We start from the raw sequence: 20,211 nt of genomic DNA on the forward strand, positions 1-20,211 counted from the left end.
ATGTGTCAGCATCATGTGCATGTTACCGCCGGGCACGGCCAGGCGTTTACTGTCCGTCAGGGGCAATATCTGACCATCATTGATAGCGAAGGTCAGCAGGCTGCGGATTTTGTCGCGGTAAACGCGGCGAACCCGGCGGAAAAGCTGTCGCCAGTCCATACCCGCCAGCATCTGCGCTCGCTGTTCTTTAAGCCGGGTGATGCACTCTGGTCGAGCGAAAACCGCGCCATGCTGGAGATTATCGCCGACAGCATCGGCATTCACGATGCCAATGTTCCGGCCTGCGACCGCACCCGCTTTAGCATCGATTTCGGTGTCGAGGGGCATCGCAACTGCGTCGACAATATGCTGGAAGGGATGCGCGCTTACGGCGTGAATTACTTCACCCTGCCGGAGCCGTTTAACCTGTTCCAGAACGGTCCGGTTACTCCGGATGGCCGCATGGAAGTTACCGATCCCAACAGCCGTGCTGGCGATCGCGTCACTTTCCGCGCGCTGTGCGATCTGATTTGCGCCGTCTCCTCCTGTCCGCAGGACATTATTCCGGGCAACGGTCTGCAGGTGACACCGATTGATATCCATATTTCCGATACTCTGACCACTGAGGCCTGAAATGTTATTAATGAAAGAAGGCTTCACCAGTGAAGAAGCGCCACGTACTGTTGCCAGCACCGTTACCGTCGCGCCGGGAACCGCCGGTTCGATTCGCGTATTGCGCGGCCAGTTGCTGCGGATTACCGCGCTTGGCGACGGCGCCGTGGCATCGCTGTTTGGTTTCAGCATTGCCGACCCGGCGGTCTGGCTGTCAGTGCATCACACCCGGGTATTCAGCAACAGCTATCTGCTCGGTTCCGGCATGCGTATGGTGAACAACCGCCGCCGTCCGATGATGGTGTTAGGTAAAGACAGCGTGCGGCGTCACGATCTGCTGCTGCCAGCATCTACCAGCGCATGGCTGGCGGAACGCGGCTACCACGGTCAGCAGGGCTGTGTTGAATCTCTGCACGCAGAACTGGCGCGCGTCGGTATGGTGGCGCCAAAGCTGCCGGATCCGATCAATCTGTTTATGCATGTCGATCTGGCGCGGAATGGCGATATTACGCCACAGCCCAATCTGACCAAACGCGGTGACAGCATTACCTGTCGCGTGGTGGTCGATACCCTGTTTATCGTTTCGGCTTGCTGTACCGGGATTGAAGGCAACGATCGCCCCGCCCCGCTCAGCCTGTCGGTGGCGGAAGATCTGACGGCTTTCCCGTCTGAGTGAGGCAATAATGTGGCTGGATGCGCAAGTCAGCGCCGGATTACCGGAGTTAGCCAAAGGGCTGCTGGTCACCCTCGAACTGACTGTGCTGGCGGCACTGTTAAGCCTGGTGCTGGGGCAGGCTGGTTGCTATCTGCAACTGCATCGTCGCCTGTTGCCGCGTCTGCTGGGACGGCTGTATATCAGCCTGATGCGCGGCACTCCGGCGATTGTGCAGCTGTTTGTGGTGTTCTTTACCCTGCCGCTACTCGGACTGGGCGGACAGCCGCTGCTGGCGGCGGTGATTACTATCGGTATGAACAGCGGCGCTTACGTAGCGGAGATTCTGCGCGTCAATCGCCGTCTGGTCACTGCGGGTCAGCTGGAAGCCTGCCGCACGCTGGGGCTGGGCCGCTTCCTGACCTGGTGGTATGTGGTGAATCCGCAGGTGCTGCGCGCCAGCCTGCCAATGCTGGTCAATGAGTTCACTATCCTGCTGAAAACCACGCCGCTGGCCTCGGTGGTCGCATTAACCGAGCTGACCTATGCCGGGCAGATTGTCATTGCCCGCAGTTATGAAGCCACTCAGGTATTGCTGCTGGTGGCAGTGGGCTATCTGCTGATTGCGCTGCCGATGATTGGCCTCGCACGTTATCTGGAAGGCAAAGGGAGGTGGGCATAATGGACTGGCAGGCAGTTATCTCATCGGCGCCGTCGCTGTGGCAGGGATTACAAATCACCCTGCAACTCTGTGTTATCGCCGCAATCTGTTCGTTACTGGCGGGAGCATTACTGGCGCTGCTGCTGATGCGCGGACCGCCGCTGCTGCAATCGCTGTTACGTATCTGGACCGCCGTAACGCTCGGATTACCGCTGCTGGTGGTGATCTATCTGCTCTATTTTGTGCTGCCGGAATACGACATCACCTTCTCTTCGCCGGTGGTGGGCGTGCTGGCGCTGACGCTGTATTACGCGCCCTATATTGCCCAGGTGATTCGTGCGGCAATTGGCGCGTTGCCTGCTGGCCAGTGGGAGGCCTGCCGGGTGCTGGGGCTGGGCCATTTTCGTGCTATGAGCGACGTGGTATTGCCGCAAACCCTGCCGCAAATGCTGTCGCCGCTAATGGGTCTGCTGATTGGCCTGATTAAAGACTCGGCGCTGCTGTCGATTGTCTCGGTGCCGGAGTTTATGTACGAGGCGAAGCAGGCGATCTCCGCCACCTATGCGCCGCTGGAGATCTATCTGGCTGTGGCGCTCTGCTACTGGCTGCTTAACACCTTTATCGATTTGCTGGCACGCCGCCTTGAACAGCGGATGACGCGTTACAGCCTGCGCGTGCCACATTAACCAGGAGAATAATATGACGACTACAACAAACTGCCGTGCTGAGCAGTTAATCCCCGCACGCCACGGCAAAGCGGTGTTTCTCGCCGCCGGTGAAGCGCTGCAGGTGATTAATCTGCACGGTACTCAGGTGGTGGATTGCTGGGCTTATAATGCCGCCGACGTCAGTGAATATATGTGTATGGAAGCGACGCGCGTGTGGAATCAGCGGCTTAATCCGCGCGTGGGCGACAGTTTTATCACCAATATGCGCCATCCGATTCTGACGCTGGTGGAAGACACCTCACCCGGCGTACACGATACCTTTATGGCCGCCTGCGATGCGCGTCGCTATGAGCTGCTGGGTTGCCGCGAGCCGCATCGTAACTGTCACGATAATCTGCATGAAGGTCTGGCGGCGCTGAATGTCACGCTGCCGCACGGCAATCTGGCGTCATTTAATATCTTTATGAATATTCAGGTGCAGCCGGATGGTATTACGCTGAAGACGCTGCCAACCGTCACCCAGCCCGGCGATTATATTACTCTGCGCGCCGAGATGGACTGCTATGTAGCGCTCTCCGCCTGTCCGCAGGATATTGTCAGTATTCAGGGTCAGGGGGATAACACCCCGCGTGATGCGCAACTGCGTATTCTGACCGGTGGTTTCCCTGACGCCGTCGTGAAAGGGGCATGGGTGCCGGAAAAAAGCGCCTGATTTTGGCGTAAAAAAATGCCGGCTGACAATTATTGCCAGCCGGCGATCTAACAAAGCAACAGCGCCGCTCTCCAGTTACCCCCCGGAAGCTGGCTGAACGGCCTGTTGCCGTTTAAGGTTTAAGCTGCCCGGCGCGGCTTACCGGCAGCTGATCCGCTGGCACCTCGACATTGAACTTCTCCAGTACCAGACCATGAATTTTTTCCAGTGACACGCCCGCGGTTTCCGGCAGGAAGCGGTAAGTGAAGAAATACATACCCAGAGAGAAAATCGCGAACAGCAGCAGCGGGAAACCACCATGGAACAGTTCCAGCAGGTAAGGATTGCTGTTCATAATCGGGAAAGTGGTGCTGATAATAAAGTTCGCCAGCGACATCATACAGATAGAGATACCAACGCAGACCGCGCGGATCTCCGTCGGGAACAGCTCACCCAGCACCGTCCAGACAATCTGCCCCCAGGTAATGCCGAAGAACACCATATAAGCGAACAGGCCGATCACCGCCAGCATGCCCGGCAAATGGTAGTAGAAGGCGATAAACGAATAGGTAAGAAATACGCAGGAGGAGATCGCCCCCAGTAACAGCAGTTTGCGACGCCCGACTTTATCAATCATCGACATCCCAATTAATACGCCAATAAACTGACAGATCGACAGCCAGAAGGTCTGCAACAGCGCCGAGCCGGAGTCAGGAAATACATTTTTCAGCAGCGAAGGACCAAAATATTGAATCACATTGATGCCGCTAATCTGGTTGCCGACTGCCAGACCGACACCGACAATCAGCAGTGGCACGGTGGTTTTATTAAAGCTGAAGCGGGTTTTATGACTGTTGGCTGCGGAGTGCTTGAGTGAAATTTTAATCTCATTGAAGACGCTCTGCGCATGCTCAGCATTGGAGATTTTGGTCAGGGTATCCAGCGCCGGTTTCTCACGCCCTTTCAGCATATTCCAGCGTGGTGATTCCGGAATAAACAGAACAAACAGAATAAACAGCGCGCAGGGCAGCAGCGCGGTGGCCAGAATATAGCGCCAGCCAGTATCGACCATCGCCTCTGCCGCCATAAACTGGTGAATATAGTAGTTAGTCAGCAGCACCACGCACTGACCGCCAACGCAACAGACCGAATAGAGCGCGGTGGTGCGCCCACGGAATTTCGAGGGTGAAAGCTCGGCAAGATAGATCGGTGAAATCACCGAAGCCAGCCCAATCGCCAGCCCGCCGAGCATGCGGGCGATGACAAAGACGGTAAAGTTATGCGCGATAACCGTTCCCACCACCGAGACAGTAAATACCAGCGCGGTAATGGCGAGGGATTTTTTACGCCCCAGCTTGTCACTGAGTTTCGGCGCGATAAAGCACCCTATCAGACTGCCCAGCAGGATATTCGACACCGCCCAGCCGGTTTCTGCCGGAGAGAGCCGGAAATGTTCACTGAGCGGTTCAATTGCCCCGGAGATAATCGAGGAGTCATAGCCCAATAGCAGCCCGCCAAAGGCCGCCACCGTACAGCAGAGCATGACGTACTTCATGTTGTAACGCGTTTTCCTGGTATCCATCTTGCTGGCCCTTATCGCTGTTCTCTGACCCGCTTTGCGGTCAAAAATGACATGATTGTTATGAGCATGTGCCCGCAGGTTGCAGAATCCTGAACTGGAATATATTTTCTAAATTATTAAATATCGAATTATTTATTCTTGATATGTGAGCCGGTTAAAATTATTTTTTTACCAGCAAAGTGAGGGGGAGACAGAAAAAAGCGGACATTACCAGCAGGTTAAGCGATTGTGATGAAGATCATATGCAAAATATTTTTTTTGATGATAAATTTATTGAAAATAAAATTTCATCATTAAGGATGCTTATGTCTGATGCTCTCGCGCCTGCCCTGTTGCTGCAACAGGAAGCAGACAGCCGTCTGCGCCATTTTGATTTTCAGTCAGCCTGGCGGCTGGGCCAGCTCATCCAGGCACGCGCCGCTGAGCAACAGTTACCAGTGGCGATTGAAGTCTACGCTTTTGGTCAGCAACTGTTTCTCGCCGCCCTGCCAGGTTCCGCCGCCAACAATCTGGAGTGGATGCGACGCAAGCGCAATACCGTGTTGCGCTATGGCAACTCGTCAATGTATGTCGGGGTAATCAATACGCAAAATGGCGAACCGATGGCGATCCAGTCGTTTATTAATCAGTATGATTATACTGACCATGGTGGCGCCTTCCCGCTGCTTAATCAGAGTGGCGCGGTGATAGGGGCGGTCAGCGTCAGTGGCCTGCCCTCGGCAGACGATCATGCCCTGGCGCTATGGGGGATCCGTCAGTTACAGCAACGCTGATTCTGCACAGGCGGCGTAAACGCCGCCCTTCCCTGTTTATCCGGAGCTGATGATGTATTCAAAACGATTGTTACTTCTCCTCATCTTGCTGTGCAGCTTTCCAGGCATAGCGGCGACTAACGACACCCTGCTAATCCGCAATGGCTATATCCTCACCATGAAAGCTGGCGAGGCAGATTTGCAGGATGCCGATTTACTGATCCGCGGTAATCAGATCGCCCGGATCGGCAACGATCTGGCGGCGCCCGGCGCACAAGTAATTAATGCTAAAGGAAAAATGGTGCTGCCCGGTTTTGTTGACGCGCACTCGCATCTGTCAGTCACCACCATGCGCGGTCAGTTTCGCAACCAGCAGGGTAAGTTTTTCCCGGTCAGCAACCGCCTCGCGCAGGTGATGCAACCCGATGATATCTATACCGCCATGTACAGTGGCGCGCTGGAACTGTTGCAGGGCGGGATCACCACCAGCGGCGATTTCTTTGACAATATCCAGGGGCCAGCCTGGGGCGATGCGGGATTTAAAGCACTGAAACAGAGCGGTATTCGCGCGATAATGTATTACGGCGGACCGGACAAAACCACCAGACAGCCGATCGATCTTAAACATCTTGCCACCCTGACGGCGCAGGAGGACGAGCGTGTACAGCCGGGACTGGCCTGGCGTCTGCCGCGCGACCTGAACGATCAGAGCAACTGGACACTACGCAAACAGGAGTATCAGTTTGCTCAGGCGCATAAACTACCGCTACAGGTTCATGTCAGCGGCGATGCCGACGCGATGTTTAACGCATTAATTCGCGGCAACTACCTTAATCCATCGATGACGGTAGTCCATGCCACCGACGCCACACCGCAGCAGCTGGCGGCACTGGAAAAGGCTGGCGGCAGCCTGGCGCTGACGCCACTCAGTGAACAGCGCGTTGGTTACGGCCTGACGCGGCTCGACCATTTCAGTACGGTGACGCGTCAGGGACTGGGGATCGACGGCAACTCGCTGGCGGGCAGCGCGGATATGTTCGCCAGTATGCGCCTGCTGGCTCTGACGCTCAGCGGCGCGACAACCGACGAAACCCGTCCGCAGCCGCGCCAGTTGCTGGAACTGGTAACGCGTCGTGCGGCGCAGACGCTCGGACTGGGGACGATTACCGGCACGCTGGAGAGCGCTAAACGTGCCGATGTGCAGATTATTAATCCACAGGCGCTGAATATGAGCGGTTTTGCTGGCGGCGATCCGGCGGCGTTTATTGTTTACTCGGCCAGACCAGAAAATGTCGAGACAGTGATTGTCGATGGCAAAATAGTAAAACATCACGGTGAAATGCAGGGAATCAATATGGCTGAGGTGTTAAGCGAGGCACAGCAATCTGCCGAAAGTATGCGGCAACGCGCAGCAGATTAACACTGACAGCCTGCCGCATCAGCGACAGGCTGTCAGACTGGCTACTGAGCGGCAGGGGTTTTTAGCTTATCGCCTGCGCCGGTCTGTTTACGTAGCGCCGCCACATTCTCCGCCGTCACTTCGTTGCCTTTATTACCCCAGCTGTTGCGCACGTAGTTGAGGATATCCGCCATCTGCTGGTCATTCATTTTCCAGTCAAATGCTGGCATCCCGGCAGCAGTCTGACGCTCCTCCGTGTGAGGCGCACGCGCGCCGCGCAGCATAGCGTGGATCATATTGGTCGGATCATTCTGCATCGCATTATTACCGGTAAAAGCAGGCACCATCCCTTTTATCCCCTCGCCGTGCAATCCGTGACAGGCTGAGCAGTTCACTTCGTAGCTCAGCGCCGCCTGCTTGCGACGCGGTGCAGCCAGCGTATAGCCCTGCGATGCTGGCGTAGCTGAAGCCGGCACCCCGCGCAGGTAAGTGGCGATTGCCTGCAGATCGTCATTGGTAAAGTATTGCGTTGAATGCTCAACCGCTTCCGCCATTGGACCTGCGGCGACACTTTCGCCATTCGATCCGCTCTTCAGATAGTCCGCAATCTGCTCATCACTCCAGTTGCCGATACCGCTATGCGGGTTGGGTGAAATATCTGGCGCATACCAGTCGCCGAGGCTGCCGCCTTGCAGATAACCGTCGCTGACTTCGCCGCCCAGCAAGTTGCGCGCGGTGTGGCATACGCTACAGTGCGCCGGGCCATCAACGATATATTTGCCGCGATTCCACTCACTGCTTTGTGCGCTCTCCGCGCTGAAGCTGCTGTTATCGAAGAACAACATATTCCAGCCCGCCATCGCCAGACGAATGTTATAGGGGAAATTCATCCCGACATTTTCATCAATCTCACGCTTTACCGCCGGAACGGTCGACATATACGCCCAGAGATCATGCATTTCGTCGTCGCTGATTTTGCTATAAGCGGTATACGGCATCGCCGGATAGAGGAAACCATGATCGCCGCGCCCCTGACGTACGGCATTAAAGAAATCGCGCTCGGTCATCTTACCGATACCAGTCGCGCTATCCGGGGTGATATTAGAGGTCAGCAGCTCACCAAACGGCGTATTGATTTTATAGCCGCCGGAGAAGTCGGTCTGATGGCAGGCGGCGCAGTCAGACAGGCGCATCACATACTCGCCGCGCTTAATCGCATCCCGATCCTGACTATGGAAATCCGCCAGCTTTACACTATCGTCAGCCACCGCCGAACGCGAACTGTCCATCACCATCCACAATCTGCCGAACGCGCCAATGCCGGCCATAACCGCCAGCGCCGCCAGGCTCAGGACTATTTTCTTCTTTTTGCTCATGATTACGCCTCCACCAGCGGGGCCGGATTTTTCATATACGTCTGATAAATCGCCTGTGCCGCACGGATAGCCAGCGCACCAACCGTCACCGTTGGGTTATAGCCGCCATTATTCGGGAACGCGGACGCGCCAACCACAAACAGATTGTGCGCATCCCAGCTTTGCAGGAACGGATTCAACGCCGAGGTGGTGGGATCGGCGCCCATCACCACGCCGCCAATGGTATGCGAGCTGTGCTGCATATAGGGGTTCCAGCTCTTCTCCGACTGATTATCAATCGTCAGATGCTGGCCGCCGGTTTGTTTCATAATCTCAACTGCGCGATCGGTAACGTACTTCGCCATATTGATATCGTTCTGGTTCCAGTCGAAGGTCATGCGGATCAGCGGCTGACCGTGACGATCTTTATAGCGCGGGTCGAGATCGAGGTAGGCATCACGCACCGGCATTGAGGTGCCCTGACAGAAAATGGTGCCCGCAGTCTGATAATCACGGGCATAACCCGCTTTCCATTCACTGCCCCAGCGCGGCGTGCCCGGGCGCAGAGCATTCATATTCTGAATTGGCCGTCCGTTGGTGGAGAAGCCCATAATTCCGGCGCCGCCAATAAAGTCCAGATTGCTGTGATCAAAGTTATCGCCGTTGAAATCGTCGATCTGCACCGCCAGCGCGCCGCCGCCGATAAACGGGTTCATATGTTCGCCATCAAAGAAGCCGGTCACCGTCGAACAGGTTTGATAGTTATAGTTGCGGCCAATGGTGCCTTTACCGGTGCGCGGATCGTATTTTTCGCCGATATCCGACAGCAGCATCAGGCGTACATTGTCCATCTGATAAGCGGTAATGCAGACGATATCCGCCGGCTGGAATCCGACCTCGCCGTCTCTGGTGATAAAGTTCACCCCTTTCACTGTCTTGCCATCGTCGTGTTTTACCGCATGCAGCACTTCGGTTTCCGTTAGCAGGGTAAAGTTTTTACGCCGCATCAGCGCGGGCAAAATACAGGCCTGCGGCGACGATTTAGAGAAGTTGCCGCAACCGTGGAAATCACAGAAGCCGCAATAGGTGCAGGGACCCATGGTCACGCCAAGCGGATTAACATAAGCCTGTGAAATATTGCCCGCCGGAATGGTAAACGGGTGATAGCCCATCTGTTCGGTGGTCTGGCGATAGCGGCGCATCCAGTGGGTATCTTTTAGCGGCGGCGTCGGGTAATCCCGTGAACGTGGTCCCTCAAAAACGTTGCCGCCTTTCTGCGGCTGGCCATTAAGATTTCCGGCAATGCCGGATGTCCCGGCAATACGTTCAAAGCGGTCGTAAAACGGCGCCATTTCGTCGTAGGTCACACCCCAGTCCTGCAGTTGCAGACCTTTCATTTTCGCCGCGCCATAGCGTTCGCGCGTCTGCGTGGCGGCTGCAAAATCCCACGGTGTGAAGCGCCAGGACATCCCGGCCCAGTGTGTCCCGGCGCCGCCGACGTTCCAGCCATACTGAAACGCGGACCAGTTACGCACCGGAGCGGCCTGCTGATCGCTGCGGTTACGGAAAGTGGTGGTTTCCACGCTCATCGGCTGCATGATTTTGCGGCGTGTATGCCAGCGCAACTCATCGGGATCCACCGCAGGCGGGAAATCGGTGGAGGTATCACGCCACGCGCCGCGCTCAATCCCTACCACTTCAAGACCGGCACGAGTAAGTTCTTCGGCCATAACTGAGCCAGCCCAACCCATCCCGACAATCACCACATCGACTCTTTTTCTTATTTGTGACATCTGTTCTGCTCCGGGAAATTAATTGTCAGGAATAAGGCTGACGGGAATAAGTGCCAGATTTTCATTGCGACGTTCGATATAAGGACGGTAGTCATAGCGTGCGCCGGGAAAACCAATCATTTTCCAGCCAGCCATATTTTTATTGCCACCATAAATCGGATCGGACAGATATCCTTCGCGGGCGTTTTGCAGCATCAGTTCAAAAAACGCCTGACTGTTTACCTGCTCACTAAGATTAATTTTCCCGGTCTCCATCGCGCGCAGAAACTCATCGATTTGATCGGCCTGCAGAGTATGGAATGAAGCTTGATGATGCACCTGCGCCCAGGCTTCCAGCGCTTTAAGTCCGGTCATATAGCGTTCTTTCGGCGTCGCCAGAAATTGCGGGCTGCCCATCAGCTGCTCTTCATTTTCACGCTGCATTGGGCCATCAAGATAGAGTGCAGCGCCCGCGCCATACTCACCCGCCAGTTCACCATCGATAAACTCGATGCATCCCGCTTCACTGGCGGAAGGACCGTGCTGGTCGGCTGGAATTAAGCGGTCAAAGATCGCCGTAAGGTTCTGGCGATCAGTCTCATTGGTCAGTACCCGATAGCCCTGTTGCCATAGCGGCTGCGGCAGGTGATCGGCATTCTGCGACGTCTCTAACGGCACGTTATGCATTTCGCGTGCGCTAAGCTTTGGCGTCACCGCCAGCGCAGTCACGACAGTGGTTAGCGAAAATATCGCCTCTCTACGGTTCATTCTGTTTCCCTTAAATATCACGACATGCTTTATGGGTTTTCGGCTCGCGGGCATAACGACGCCTTGCCAGAGAAATGGCAATAAGCGATCGGCCCTGCACGAATATAGGGTTTTATACGTTCTCAGAGTGTAATTATATTGGCGCTCTTTATTAACCCGAGGAAATTAATTAATGCGATCACTTGCCGACAGATTATCCTCTGTCGGTGTGATATTTATAATATTGACAGGGTACAAAGTTTATTGTCTGAATAACTGATCTGGTTTATGCGTGATATTATGCCACGCCATAATGGCTCAGACTTTCCCGGCTCTGACGGCCAGTCTCCCAGAGATCCTGTTCCCAGCACCGCGGGCTGAGCCATTCCGGCGACCAGACGCCGCTATAACCGGTGGCTTTCACCGCTTCGACCCAACGCGGAATATCCACCTCGCCCTCGCCCGGCGCATAGTTACGCTGTACCCACTCGTCCCAGGCTTCACCCGCATCAGCGGCGCGGCCGTCGCAGAAATGGACGCCATAAATCAGCTGTTTATCCATCGCCGCCACTTCAGCTGGCTGGGTTTTGCCACCAGCATGCAGGTGCCAGAAATCGATCACCAGCCCGACATTGTCTTTGCCGCTCTGCGCAATAATGTTCAGCGCCTGGCTCAGAGAGTTAAAGGCGGTAAAGGCGACCACTTCGATCTGGAATTTGATGCCCATCGGCTTGCCGATATCGGCAATGGCGGAGATATTTTCCAGCAGGATACGGTTTCGTTCTGACTCAGAGAGATGATCAAGTTCCGTCAGCGCCATAATCTGCACCACCGGGCATCCCAGCTCCACCGCCGCACGGCAGATTTTCTCTGCTTCCTGCAGCATCGCCGCCCGCTCTTCCGGCTGGTGGCGACCGATGCGCTTCAGAGCGTTGATGCAGGTGATCTCGATCTGGTATTGCGCCATCAGCTGGCGATAAGCGGCGAAACTGCCACCATTTTCCAGATAACGAAACAGATGCTCAGGCAGCAGTTCCAGCCCGCTAAAATCAGCATCACGGGCAACACGTAACTGGGTGACAGCATTGCTGTACCACAGCGAAACGCCGTGCAATGACAACTTCATCTCTATTCCTTGCCGGTTTACGTTTTCAGATGAGACCGTCTGACGCGCAGTTCCCCCTTACGCCACTCACCCTCTTCACTGGCTTCACCATCAATCAGACGGTTAAGCGCTTCATGAATAAGCCTGCCCGTGCCCTGACTGTAACTGGTCAGTTGCCAGTCTGGCGCGCTGGCTTCGTCAATATCATCAAAGCCCACGATGCCCATCGTGCTTTGCTGCCCGGCGGTGCGCAGCGCGCCCATTGCGCCCAGCGCCAGAATATCGTTCTCACAGAACATCGCGTCGACACGCTCTGCAACCGGCGTTATACGCAAATAATCCGCCATCGTCTGATACGCCCGCTGGCGATCATAATGCCCGGCGATCAGCTCGGTATTGAGCTGCCGGCCGGCCGCCTGCAGGGCATCGCGATACCCGTCCATGCGCAGCAGATGGCTGGAGGGGGTATCTGGCCCTTTCATATAACCAAAGCTTTGATAGCCCTGATCCAGCAGCAGCCTGGCGATCTGTTGCCCGGCCTGATAGCCATCGACATTGACCATATCCAGATCCTGGCCATCGGTGTTACGTCCCACCTGCACCAGCGGAATATGGTGCATATCATGGGCAATGGTAATCAGCTCATCGGTCAGGATGGTGCCGAGAAACAGGATGCCATCCACCTGCAACTGATCGGCCATCGCCATTATCGACTGATAATGTTTGCCTTCGGTGATATTCATCAGCAACGCCATATAGCCGCGCAGCTGCAGCTGCTTTGACACCTCATCAAGCAATAACATCGCATGCGGGTTTTGCAGCTGATCGATAGCAACGCCGACAATATGAGTACGCTTCTGCGAAAGGCTGCGCGCCAGCAGATTAGGGCGATAGCCTAAGCGCTTCGCCGCCGCCAGCACCTGAACACGCGCGTTGTCGGATATCGATGCGCCTGCGGTAAACGCCCGCGACACCGTCCATTTCGATACGCCTGCCAGCTGCGCCACATCAGTGGCAGTCGCTTTTTTATGCGGTACTGCTGCGGATTTCTTCGTCATATTCCCTGCATTTTGCTGTTCGGCTTTATCTTTAAGACATTGAACGCGAAACACAGCGGAAAAACTACTTCCAGCATCAACCTTCATCATAAAAACGCAGGTCATTCTCCTTACCTGCCATCATGTTGCGATTATGTTGCCGTTTGCACCCGATTGCAAATACTTCTTGCAACCGGGTGCAAAGTTTATCGTCAGAGTGTGGGCGGCATAGATCATACCGCCCTTGTCCTTACAACCAGTGCTGAGCCTTAATCGCTTCGCCATCGCTAAAACGGCTAAAGCGGAAAGCATGGGCATCAACGGATGGCGTACTGCTGGTCACCAGATCCGCCATTAACTGACCCGCGCCCGGCGCGATGCCAAAACCATGACCGGAGAAGCCGGTAGCCAGATATAAGCCGGGACGCGCATCGATGGCCGAAATCACCGGAATCGCATCCGGCATAGTATCGATCAAACCACCCCAGCTCTGCTCAATCGCCAGCGACGCCAGACCCGGCAGGGTATCCACCAGATTCTGCCGGATGGCGCGCACCACTCTGGCTTCCGGATGGGGATCGAGTACGCGAATGCGTTCATACAGCGAGATTTTATCCGGCTCACCGGCACGCCAGCGCGTCAGTTCTTCCCAGAAACGACTCCCCAAACGCAGATTGATGCTCTGGCGCTCTTCACGGTAAGCGGGCATATACAACCGGCTGAACCGCACACTGTCCGGCGTCAGATCGGTAATACTGGTGGCGGAACTGGCAACGGTCAGCCCCTGGTCGCGCCGTTTGCGTAACGCCACTTTGCCGAAGCTGACACAGATCCCCGGATCGTAATCGGTCGGGCTGGTGCGATAAACCGCACTCAGTACTTTTAACTGTGGCAGCGTCAGACCGCAGCCCTGCATCAGCAGGCGCGACCAGGCGCCACCGGCCACTACCACCGCACGGCAGCGGATAGCGCCGCGCTCCGTCACCACTTCACTGACCTGCCCCGCCGCCTGTTCGATGCTGCGCACCGCACAGTGCTGTTGCAGATTTAATCCCAGATCTTTCGCCGCCATCACCATCGCCGGCGCCGCTTTTTGCGGTTCCGCACGCCCATCCAGCGCGGTAAACAGCGCGCCGTTAAACGCTCCCTGCAGATCGGGAAAACGCGCCTGCAGCTGATCGCCATCAAGTAACTCGCTATGAATATCGTGCTGCCGCGCCGCTTCACGCCACTGCTGATGGCGCTGCCACTGCTTCTCGCTGCGCGCAGCGTAGGCAATACCGGTGACGCTAAAGCCGGTTTCACGCCCCAGCCGCTGATTCATTCCTTCCCACAGCTGCATACTGAGATTAATCAGCGGCAATTCACGCAGATCGCGCCCGGTGCGGCGACACCAGCCCCAGTTGCGACTCGACTGCTCGGCGGCTACCAGCCCTTTTTCCAGCAGCACCGTCGGCACGCCGCGTGATACCAGCGATAGCGCGGTTGCCACACCGATAATCCCGCCGCCAATCACCACCACCTCGGTTTCTTTGGGAAACTCCGCTGACGAGGTGACTAAATCCACATTTGGTCCCATTATCTACCTCAGTAATTGTCTTCAACCGTCCAGTTAACCGGAATTTCGGCGATGCTGGCGCTATTGGGTAAGTGCAGTAAGGTGCGAACCAGCACGGCGATATCTTGCGGCTGGGTCATTTTTTCGGCGGGCACTTCGGTCAGCGCGGTGCCCATATCGGTGGCGACAAACCCCGGGCAGATGGCGCTGCTGCGAATCCCCTCCTCATCGCCCAGTCGTCGCAATGCATGAGCCAGCGCCAGTGCGGCAAACTTGCTCATGGCGTACAGGCTGGACTGCGCCGATTTCACCCGTTTTCCTGAGAGGGAAACCAGCATCACAATCCGTCCGCTGCCGCTCTGTTTCAGATATGGCCAAACTTTGCGACTCAGACGCATCGGCGCTTTCACGTTAACCGCAAACAGCTGATCAAACTCCTCGTCGCTGGCCTCCAGCACCGAGCGCGGGATCATCATGCCGGCGTTATGGATCACCGCATCAATACGGCCAAAGGCGTTCAGGGTTTCCGCAATCCAGCGCGCATCGCTGTCGGCATCCAGCGCATCGTAGTGGCAGTTAATCTGCTGGCCGGGGTGATCATTCGCCACGGCGTGCGGCGTGCGACAACCAAGACTGACCGCCCAGCCATGGGCTAGCAGATCGCTGGCAATAGCAGCGCCAATGCCGCGGCTGCCTCCGCTGATCATGGCAACGCGTGTGATGCTTTGCGACATAACGTCCTCTTTGCAGTTTTCAGTTATCAGGCGTGCGGCGGCAACTGCGATCTCTGCGCTTTACTGCGCATCCAGTCACGCACCCGGTAATAACGCAGAGTTAAATGTGGGCCAAACCCCATCCAGAACGGCGCGCGATGCAGTGGTTCAATTTTTAGCGCCAGTTGATTTTGCGGTACATCCAGCGCCCATTCACTGAGAATGCTGCCCAGCATGCTGCCGGTAGGCACGCCGCGGCCGGAAAGACCGGTTAACGCCACCACGCCGGGTGCCAGCTGATAGAGTCGCGGGATGGTGCGCTGTTGCATATCCAGCTCGCCAAACCACAGATAATCCCAGCGGATCGGCTCACTGATTTGCGGATGCAGCCACTGCAGACGATCGCTCATGATCTTATGGGTCAGCGCCAGATCGCGCCCGCGCTGGCCCATCGGGAACATGGAGGCGACAATCCGCCCTTCGGCGTTGTATTTATAGACATAGATATCACCGCGGCCGTCATGAATGGTGGTGTTCGCGGGCAGAACCTGACGCCGTGTGGCGTCAGCTAACGGCTGCGTGGCGGCGACAAACACCTTCATGATTTTGAAACTCTCTGCCAGACCCGGCCAGCCATTAACCGTATAAGCGCCGGTGGCGAAAATTACTTTTTCCGCCAGCACGCTGCCGCGCTCAGTCGCCACTCGCCAGCGCTGTCCCTGTTTTGTCACCTGACTGACGGCGGAGCGGGTAAAAATGCGTCCGCCTTCCGCCATCACTGCCCGCGCCAGCCCACGCGCGTAACCCAGTGGATTAAGGTGTCCACCTTCGGGATGAAACCAGCCGCCATAAAAACGCGGACTGCCGCTAAGGGTTTCCACTTCCTGCGCCGACAACAACCGGGTCTGCGCGCCAGCGGCGTTATAATCGCGCACTTTCTGTCTGATGGTTTTCACCGCGCCGGGCCACGCGGCAGCCTGGATATAACCGTTCTGCTGCCATTCGCAGGCAATCTGATAGCGTTCAATCATCGCCGCTACCCGCTTATTGGCTTGCGTCTGGCGCGCAATCAGTCGTTCGGCCCAGGGCGCGCCAAGCAGCTTATGCAATTCCGGCAAACTGTAGTGGGTAAATGTCGGTGTACAGTGCCCGGCATTGCGCCCTGAACCACCAAATCCCGCTTCCTGCGCCTCCAGCAGCACCACCGCGACGCCCTGACGCGCCAGCTCCAGCGCGGTAGTCAGGCCGGTATAACCGCCGCCGACCACACAGACATCCGCCTGCACTTCCCCCTCCAGCATGCTGCCAGCAGCGGCATCTGGCGCAGTGGCAAACCATAACGACTGCTCAAACGGTGAAAATATCGCCATCTCTTCTCACTCCCGTGACCAGAACTATTGCTGGCTGCGACTATCCAGTGCATCACGCAGGCCATCGCCGATACAGTTAAAACAGGTTACCGCGAGGGTAATCGCCAGTCCGGGCGCCAGCGCCAGCCAGGGTGCGCGCACCAGATATTGCTGCGCGCCATTCAGCATATTGCCCCAGCTGGGCAATGGCGGCTGAATGCCATAACCAAGAAAGCTGATATAGGCCTCCAGCAGGATGGCGCGGGCTACGGTCAGCGTCGCCGCGACAATAATCGGCCCGACCACGTTTGGCAGCAGCTCGCGGAACATAATCCAGCGTCCGGACAAGCCGAGCATTTTCGCCGCCAGAATAAATTCACGCTCGCGCAGTGAACGCACTTCGGTCTCGACAATACGCGCCACTTCCATCCAGCTGGTTATGGCAATAATCACCGTAATCATCATTGGGCTGGGTTTCAGAAACGCCGCCAGCGCCAGCAGCAGAAACACGCTGGGAAACGACAGAAACGCATCGACAATACGCATTAAGACACTGCCAGTCCGTCCGCCGTAATAACCGGCAATAATGCCGATGACCGCGCCAAAGGCGATGCTCAGCAGCATCGAGAAGAAGCCCACCAGCAGTGAAATGCGCCCGGCCATCAGCAGACGCGCGAGGGTATCGCGCCCTAACGGATCGCTGCCAAGGATATGCCAGCCGGTCAGCGGCGGGGCAAAACGGTTGCGCAAATCGATATGCAGATCGTCAAACGGCAGCAGCAGCGGGCCAAAGGCACAGGCCAGCGCCATCAGGATAATCAGAATCAGGCCGGCGCAGGCCATACGATGACGCAGGAAACGGCGCAGCGTACGGTTCTGCCACCAGCGCGCCGCGCCAGCGGGCGAGGCCAAAACGCCAGATACAACCATAGTCAGCTCCTTAAGCGGGACGGATGCGCGGATCGACCAGCGCGGTAATGATGTCTGCCGCCAGATTGCCCAGCAGCACTAAAATTGCCGAGAACATCAACAGCCCCATCACCACCGGATAATCACTGTAGCCAAGGCTGTCGAGGAACAGGCGTCCCATACCGGGCCAGGTGAAGACGGTTTCCGCCACCAGCGCGCCGCCCAGAATGGTCGGCAGCTGCATACCGGCCAGCGCAATCATCGGCAGCATCGCGTTGCCGACCACATGGCGCAGCAGTACCCGGCGCGGCGCCAGACCTTTGGCGCGCGCGGTTTTCACAAAGTCCTGATTGATGGTCTCCAGCGTGGCGCTGCGCATATAACGGCTCCATACCGCCACATCGACAAAGGTCAGCACCATCACCGGCAGCACCAGATGATGCAGCACATCCAGCACCGAGCCGTCGCCCATGGTGTACATATTGCCCGCCGGGAACCACTGTAATTTCAGGGCAAAGAAATAGATCGCCACCAGTCCGAACCAGAAAGTGGGAATCGACAGCGCAATCATCGACGCCATGGTCGCCACGTCATCAAACAGGCTATAGCGTTTGACCGCGCTTTTAACCCCTACCCAGGCGCCAATACCGATCGCCAGAATGGTGGAGGTCACCATCAGCAGCAGGGTAGCGGGCAGATGGGAGAAGATCACCGCCAGCACCGGCTGACCATCGCGATAGGACCGTCCCCAGTCGCCGCGCAGCAAATGGATTAGCCAGTCAAAATACTGCACCGGCAGCGGCCGGTTCAGCCCCATCTGCTCCGCCAGGCGATCCAGCGCCTGCTGGCTCATCCCGGGCGTCAGGGCGTATTGCGACAGCGGGCCGCCGGGGGCCAGCGTCAGCGCCGCAAAGCCAATCAGCGACACCAGAAACAGCAGCACCACACTCTGGCCTAAGCGTCGTAGCAGAAAGTTCAGCATATCAGTCCTCTCCTGCGGCGGTTACGCCCAATACCAGGTTCCCACATTCCAGCTGTCGATACGCACGTTGACGTTCGGGATCACATTGCTGGCGCCCTGCTTATGGCCGCGTACATTGGCAAACGGGAACAGGGGCAGAAACGGCATATCCTGGCGCACGATTTCCTGAATTTTCAGATACACCGCTTTGCGCTCCTCCGGGACAAACAGCTTGCTGCCCTGCGTCAGCAGATCGTCGACCTGCGCGCTCTGGTACTGGAAAGTATTCTGTCCTGCGCCGCCTTTCGCCGGGATCGAACTGGATCGCAGATAGTCGGAGGTATCAGGATCGGCGCCGGTGAGGAAACTCATGCCGACAATCACGCTGTCAAATTTCGACATCATCCAGTATTCGCCCCACATCACCGCCGGTGGCAGGTTGGCGATTTTCATCTCCATACCAATCTCCTGGAAGGTCTGTTGCAGGAACTGCTGCGTCTGTTCGCGCAGGTGGTTACCTGCAGTGGTGGAGTTGGTAAACGCTAAGCGCACGCCATTTTTCTGGCGGATGCCATCGGCGCCCGGTTTCCAGCCCGCGCTGTCCAGCAACGCTTTGGCTTTGTCGAGGTTAAACTCATGTTTTGGCAGCGCCGGATTGTAGTAATAAGAGCCGAGCGGCATATAGGTTTCGGTGGGCTTTGGCAGGCCGTAATAGAGCGAGTCGATAATCGTCTGTTTATCGATGGCGTAGTAGATGGCCTGACGCACCGCCAGCTCCTGAAACTGCGGACGGCCAAGGTTAAAGGCAAAGTTTTCGATGGTGGCGCTTGAAGAGACATCCACCTGTTTGCCCGGCAGCTTTTTCGCCTCATCGTAGTGATCGGCGGAAATCCACTGTAAGCCCACCACATCAATATCGCCGGAAGCGAACTGGGTATACATCACATTGAGGTCGGGAATATATTTATACACCACGCGGTCAAGGTACGGCCCCGGCTTAAAGTAGTCGGTGTTGGCCGCCAGTTCGATATGATCGCCCGGCACGCGCTGCACCCATTTGAATGGCCCGGTGCCGACCGGCGCATTGTTGAATGGCGTGCTGTTTTTATCTTTTACCGCGCCGAGAATATGCTGCGGCACAATAAAGGTCGACGCCAGAATCGCCGGATAAGGGGCGAAAGGTTTATCCATCCGCCAGCTGATTTCCGTCGGCGAAATCACTTTAATATCGCGCACCAGATCATGGCCGGTTTTACGCCAGCTGCGGAAATCAGGATCGACCAGCAGTTCAAGGGTGAACTTCACATCCTCAGCAGTAAAAGGCTTGCCGTCATGCCACTTCACCTTGTCGCGCAGTTTAATATGGAACTGTAAGCCATCGGCGGAGATGCCGCCGTTCTCCACCGTCGGCACTTCCAGCGCCAGCGAGGGAATAAACGCCCCTTTATCATCAATGGCAAACAGCGGGTCAAACACACTGAAGTGGATCCCTTCATCCACTTCAATATGCGGCATATGCGGATTAAACACCGTTGGCTCCTGAGAAAAGCCAATCACCATCTGACCTTTGCGCTGCGGCGTCACCGCCGCCTGCGCCATACCGATACCAAACAGATTGGGCAGCGCCAGCGAAGCCGCGCCCGCCGCCATATACACCAGCGCCTGACGCCGGGAGAGATGCAGCCTGTCGTTGAACTTGTTGGTCATCT

19 protein-coding genes are annotated in these 20,211 nt (G+C 56.5%); 7 read left to right on the forward strand and 12 right to left on the reverse strand.

Translation table 11 applies throughout. The features are described 5' to 3' along the window. Genes J2125_RS07115 through J2125_RS07135 form a run of 5 tightly spaced genes read left to right on the forward strand, consistent with a single transcriptional unit; the run spans window position 1 to window position 3,284 of the window. A complete protein-coding gene (locus J2125_RS07115; protein ID WP_017801144.1) occupies window positions 1–612 on the forward strand; it encodes a DUF1989 domain-containing protein in 612 nt (203 codons plus the stop codon). Between the two features lies 1 nt (window position 613). Beyond that, on the forward strand, window positions 614–1,267 hold the full coding sequence (locus J2125_RS07120; RefSeq protein WP_026111695.1) for an urea carboxylase-associated family protein: 654 nt from the start codon (window positions 614–616) through the stop codon (window positions 1,265–1,267). A 7-nt stretch (window positions 1,268–1,274) separates the two neighbouring features. Then, window positions 1,275–1,925 carry an amino acid ABC transporter permease gene (locus tag J2125_RS07125; RefSeq protein ID WP_017801146.1) on the forward strand — a complete coding sequence of 217 codons (651 nt, stop codon included), beginning with the start codon at window positions 1,275–1,277 and terminating at the stop codon, window positions 1,923–1,925. Beyond that, entirely contained in the window at window positions 1,925–2,590 is a 666-nt protein-coding gene (locus J2125_RS07130; RefSeq protein WP_017801147.1) for an amino acid ABC transporter permease, read from the forward strand. The genes J2125_RS07125 and J2125_RS07130 overlap by 1 nt, the downstream gene beginning before the upstream one ends. Window positions 2,591–2,603: 13 nt before the next feature. Next, entirely contained in the window at window positions 2,604–3,284 is a 681-nt protein-coding gene (locus J2125_RS07135) for a DUF1989 domain-containing protein (RefSeq protein WP_017801148.1), read from the forward strand. 112 nt (window positions 3,285–3,396) lie between these two features. Here J2125_RS07135 and J2125_RS07140 read toward each other — a convergent pair whose 3' ends face one another. Beyond that, the gene (locus J2125_RS07140) at window positions 3,397–4,845 is read right to left on the reverse strand and encodes a sugar porter family MFS transporter (RefSeq protein ID WP_040462400.1); all 1,449 of its coding nucleotides are present in this window, start codon (window positions 4,843–4,845) and stop codon (window positions 3,397–3,399) included. 305 nt (window positions 4,846–5,150) lie between these two features. Here J2125_RS07140 and J2125_RS07145 point away from each other — a divergent pair, with 305 nt between their 5' ends. Further along, a complete protein-coding gene (locus J2125_RS07145; protein ID WP_026111697.1) occupies window positions 5,151–5,618 on the forward strand; it encodes a heme-degrading domain-containing protein in 468 nt (155 codons plus the stop codon). Window positions 5,619–5,667: 49 nt separating this feature from the next. Next, window positions 5,668–7,017 carry an amidohydrolase family protein gene (locus J2125_RS07150; RefSeq protein ID WP_071590509.1) on the forward strand — a complete coding sequence of 450 codons (1,350 nt, stop codon included), beginning with the start codon at window positions 5,668–5,670 and terminating at the stop codon, window positions 7,015–7,017. A gap of 41 nt (window positions 7,018–7,058) precedes the next feature. Here the strand turns inward: J2125_RS07150 and J2125_RS07155 are convergent, their stop codons facing one another. The 11 genes from J2125_RS07155 to J2125_RS07205 form a co-directional block, all read right to left on the reverse strand. After that, on the reverse strand, window positions 7,059–8,372 hold the full coding sequence (locus J2125_RS07155) for a cytochrome c (protein ID WP_017801152.1): 1,314 nt from the start codon (window positions 8,370–8,372) through the stop codon (window positions 7,059–7,061). Window positions 8,373–8,374: 2 nt separating this feature from the next. Further along, entirely contained in the window at window positions 8,375–10,144 is a 1,770-nt protein-coding gene (locus J2125_RS07160; RefSeq protein WP_026111698.1) for a GMC family oxidoreductase, read from the reverse strand. Window positions 10,145–10,162: 18 nt separating this feature from the next. Then, window positions 10,163–10,891 carry a gluconate 2-dehydrogenase subunit 3 family protein gene (locus J2125_RS07165; protein WP_017801154.1) on the reverse strand — a complete coding sequence of 243 codons (729 nt, stop codon included), beginning with the start codon at window positions 10,889–10,891 and terminating at the stop codon, window positions 10,163–10,165. A gap of 277 nt (window positions 10,892–11,168) precedes the next feature. Next, complete coding sequence (locus J2125_RS07170; RefSeq protein WP_017801155.1) at window positions 11,169–11,996, reverse strand: sugar phosphate isomerase/epimerase family protein; 828 nt, start codon at window positions 11,994–11,996, stop codon at window positions 11,169–11,171. A 17-nt stretch (window positions 11,997–12,013) separates the two neighbouring features. Beyond that, window positions 12,014–13,033 (reverse strand): LacI family DNA-binding transcriptional regulator, encoded by a 1,020-nt coding sequence (locus J2125_RS07175; RefSeq protein WP_026111699.1) that lies wholly within the window; start codon window positions 13,031–13,033, stop codon window positions 12,014–12,016. 229 nt (window positions 13,034–13,262) lie between these two features. After that, entirely contained in the window at window positions 13,263–14,591 is a 1,329-nt protein-coding gene (locus J2125_RS07180; RefSeq protein WP_017801157.1) for an NAD(P)/FAD-dependent oxidoreductase, read from the reverse strand. 8 nt (window positions 14,592–14,599) lie between these two features. Next, the gene (locus J2125_RS07185; protein ID WP_017801158.1) at window positions 14,600–15,304 is read right to left on the reverse strand and encodes an SDR family NAD(P)-dependent oxidoreductase; all 705 of its coding nucleotides are present in this window, start codon (window positions 15,302–15,304) and stop codon (window positions 14,600–14,602) included. 26 nt (window positions 15,305–15,330) lie between these two features. Then, a complete protein-coding gene (locus tag J2125_RS07190; protein ID WP_017801159.1) occupies window positions 15,331–16,653 on the reverse strand; it encodes an NAD(P)/FAD-dependent oxidoreductase in 1,323 nt (440 codons plus the stop codon). Window positions 16,654–16,677: 24 nt separating this feature from the next. After that, window positions 16,678–17,562 carry an ABC transporter permease gene (locus tag J2125_RS07195; RefSeq protein ID WP_017801160.1) on the reverse strand — a complete coding sequence of 295 codons (885 nt, stop codon included), beginning with the start codon at window positions 17,560–17,562 and terminating at the stop codon, window positions 16,678–16,680. A 10-nt stretch (window positions 17,563–17,572) separates the two neighbouring features. Next, complete coding sequence (locus J2125_RS07200; RefSeq protein ID WP_017801161.1) at window positions 17,573–18,523, reverse strand: ABC transporter permease; 951 nt, start codon at window positions 18,521–18,523, stop codon at window positions 17,573–17,575. A gap of 21 nt (window positions 18,524–18,544) precedes the next feature. Beyond that, window positions 18,545–20,209, reverse strand: a complete 1,665-nt coding sequence (locus tag J2125_RS07205) for a peptide ABC transporter substrate-binding protein (RefSeq protein ID WP_017801162.1) — start codon at window positions 20,207–20,209, stop codon at window positions 18,545–18,547. Between the last annotated feature and the right edge of the window lie 2 nt (window positions 20,210–20,211).

Origin of the sequence: Winslowiella toletana (assembly GCF_017875465.1) — a bacterium.
Lineage (GTDB): Bacteria > Pseudomonadota > Gammaproteobacteria > Enterobacterales > Enterobacteriaceae > Erwinia > Erwinia toletana.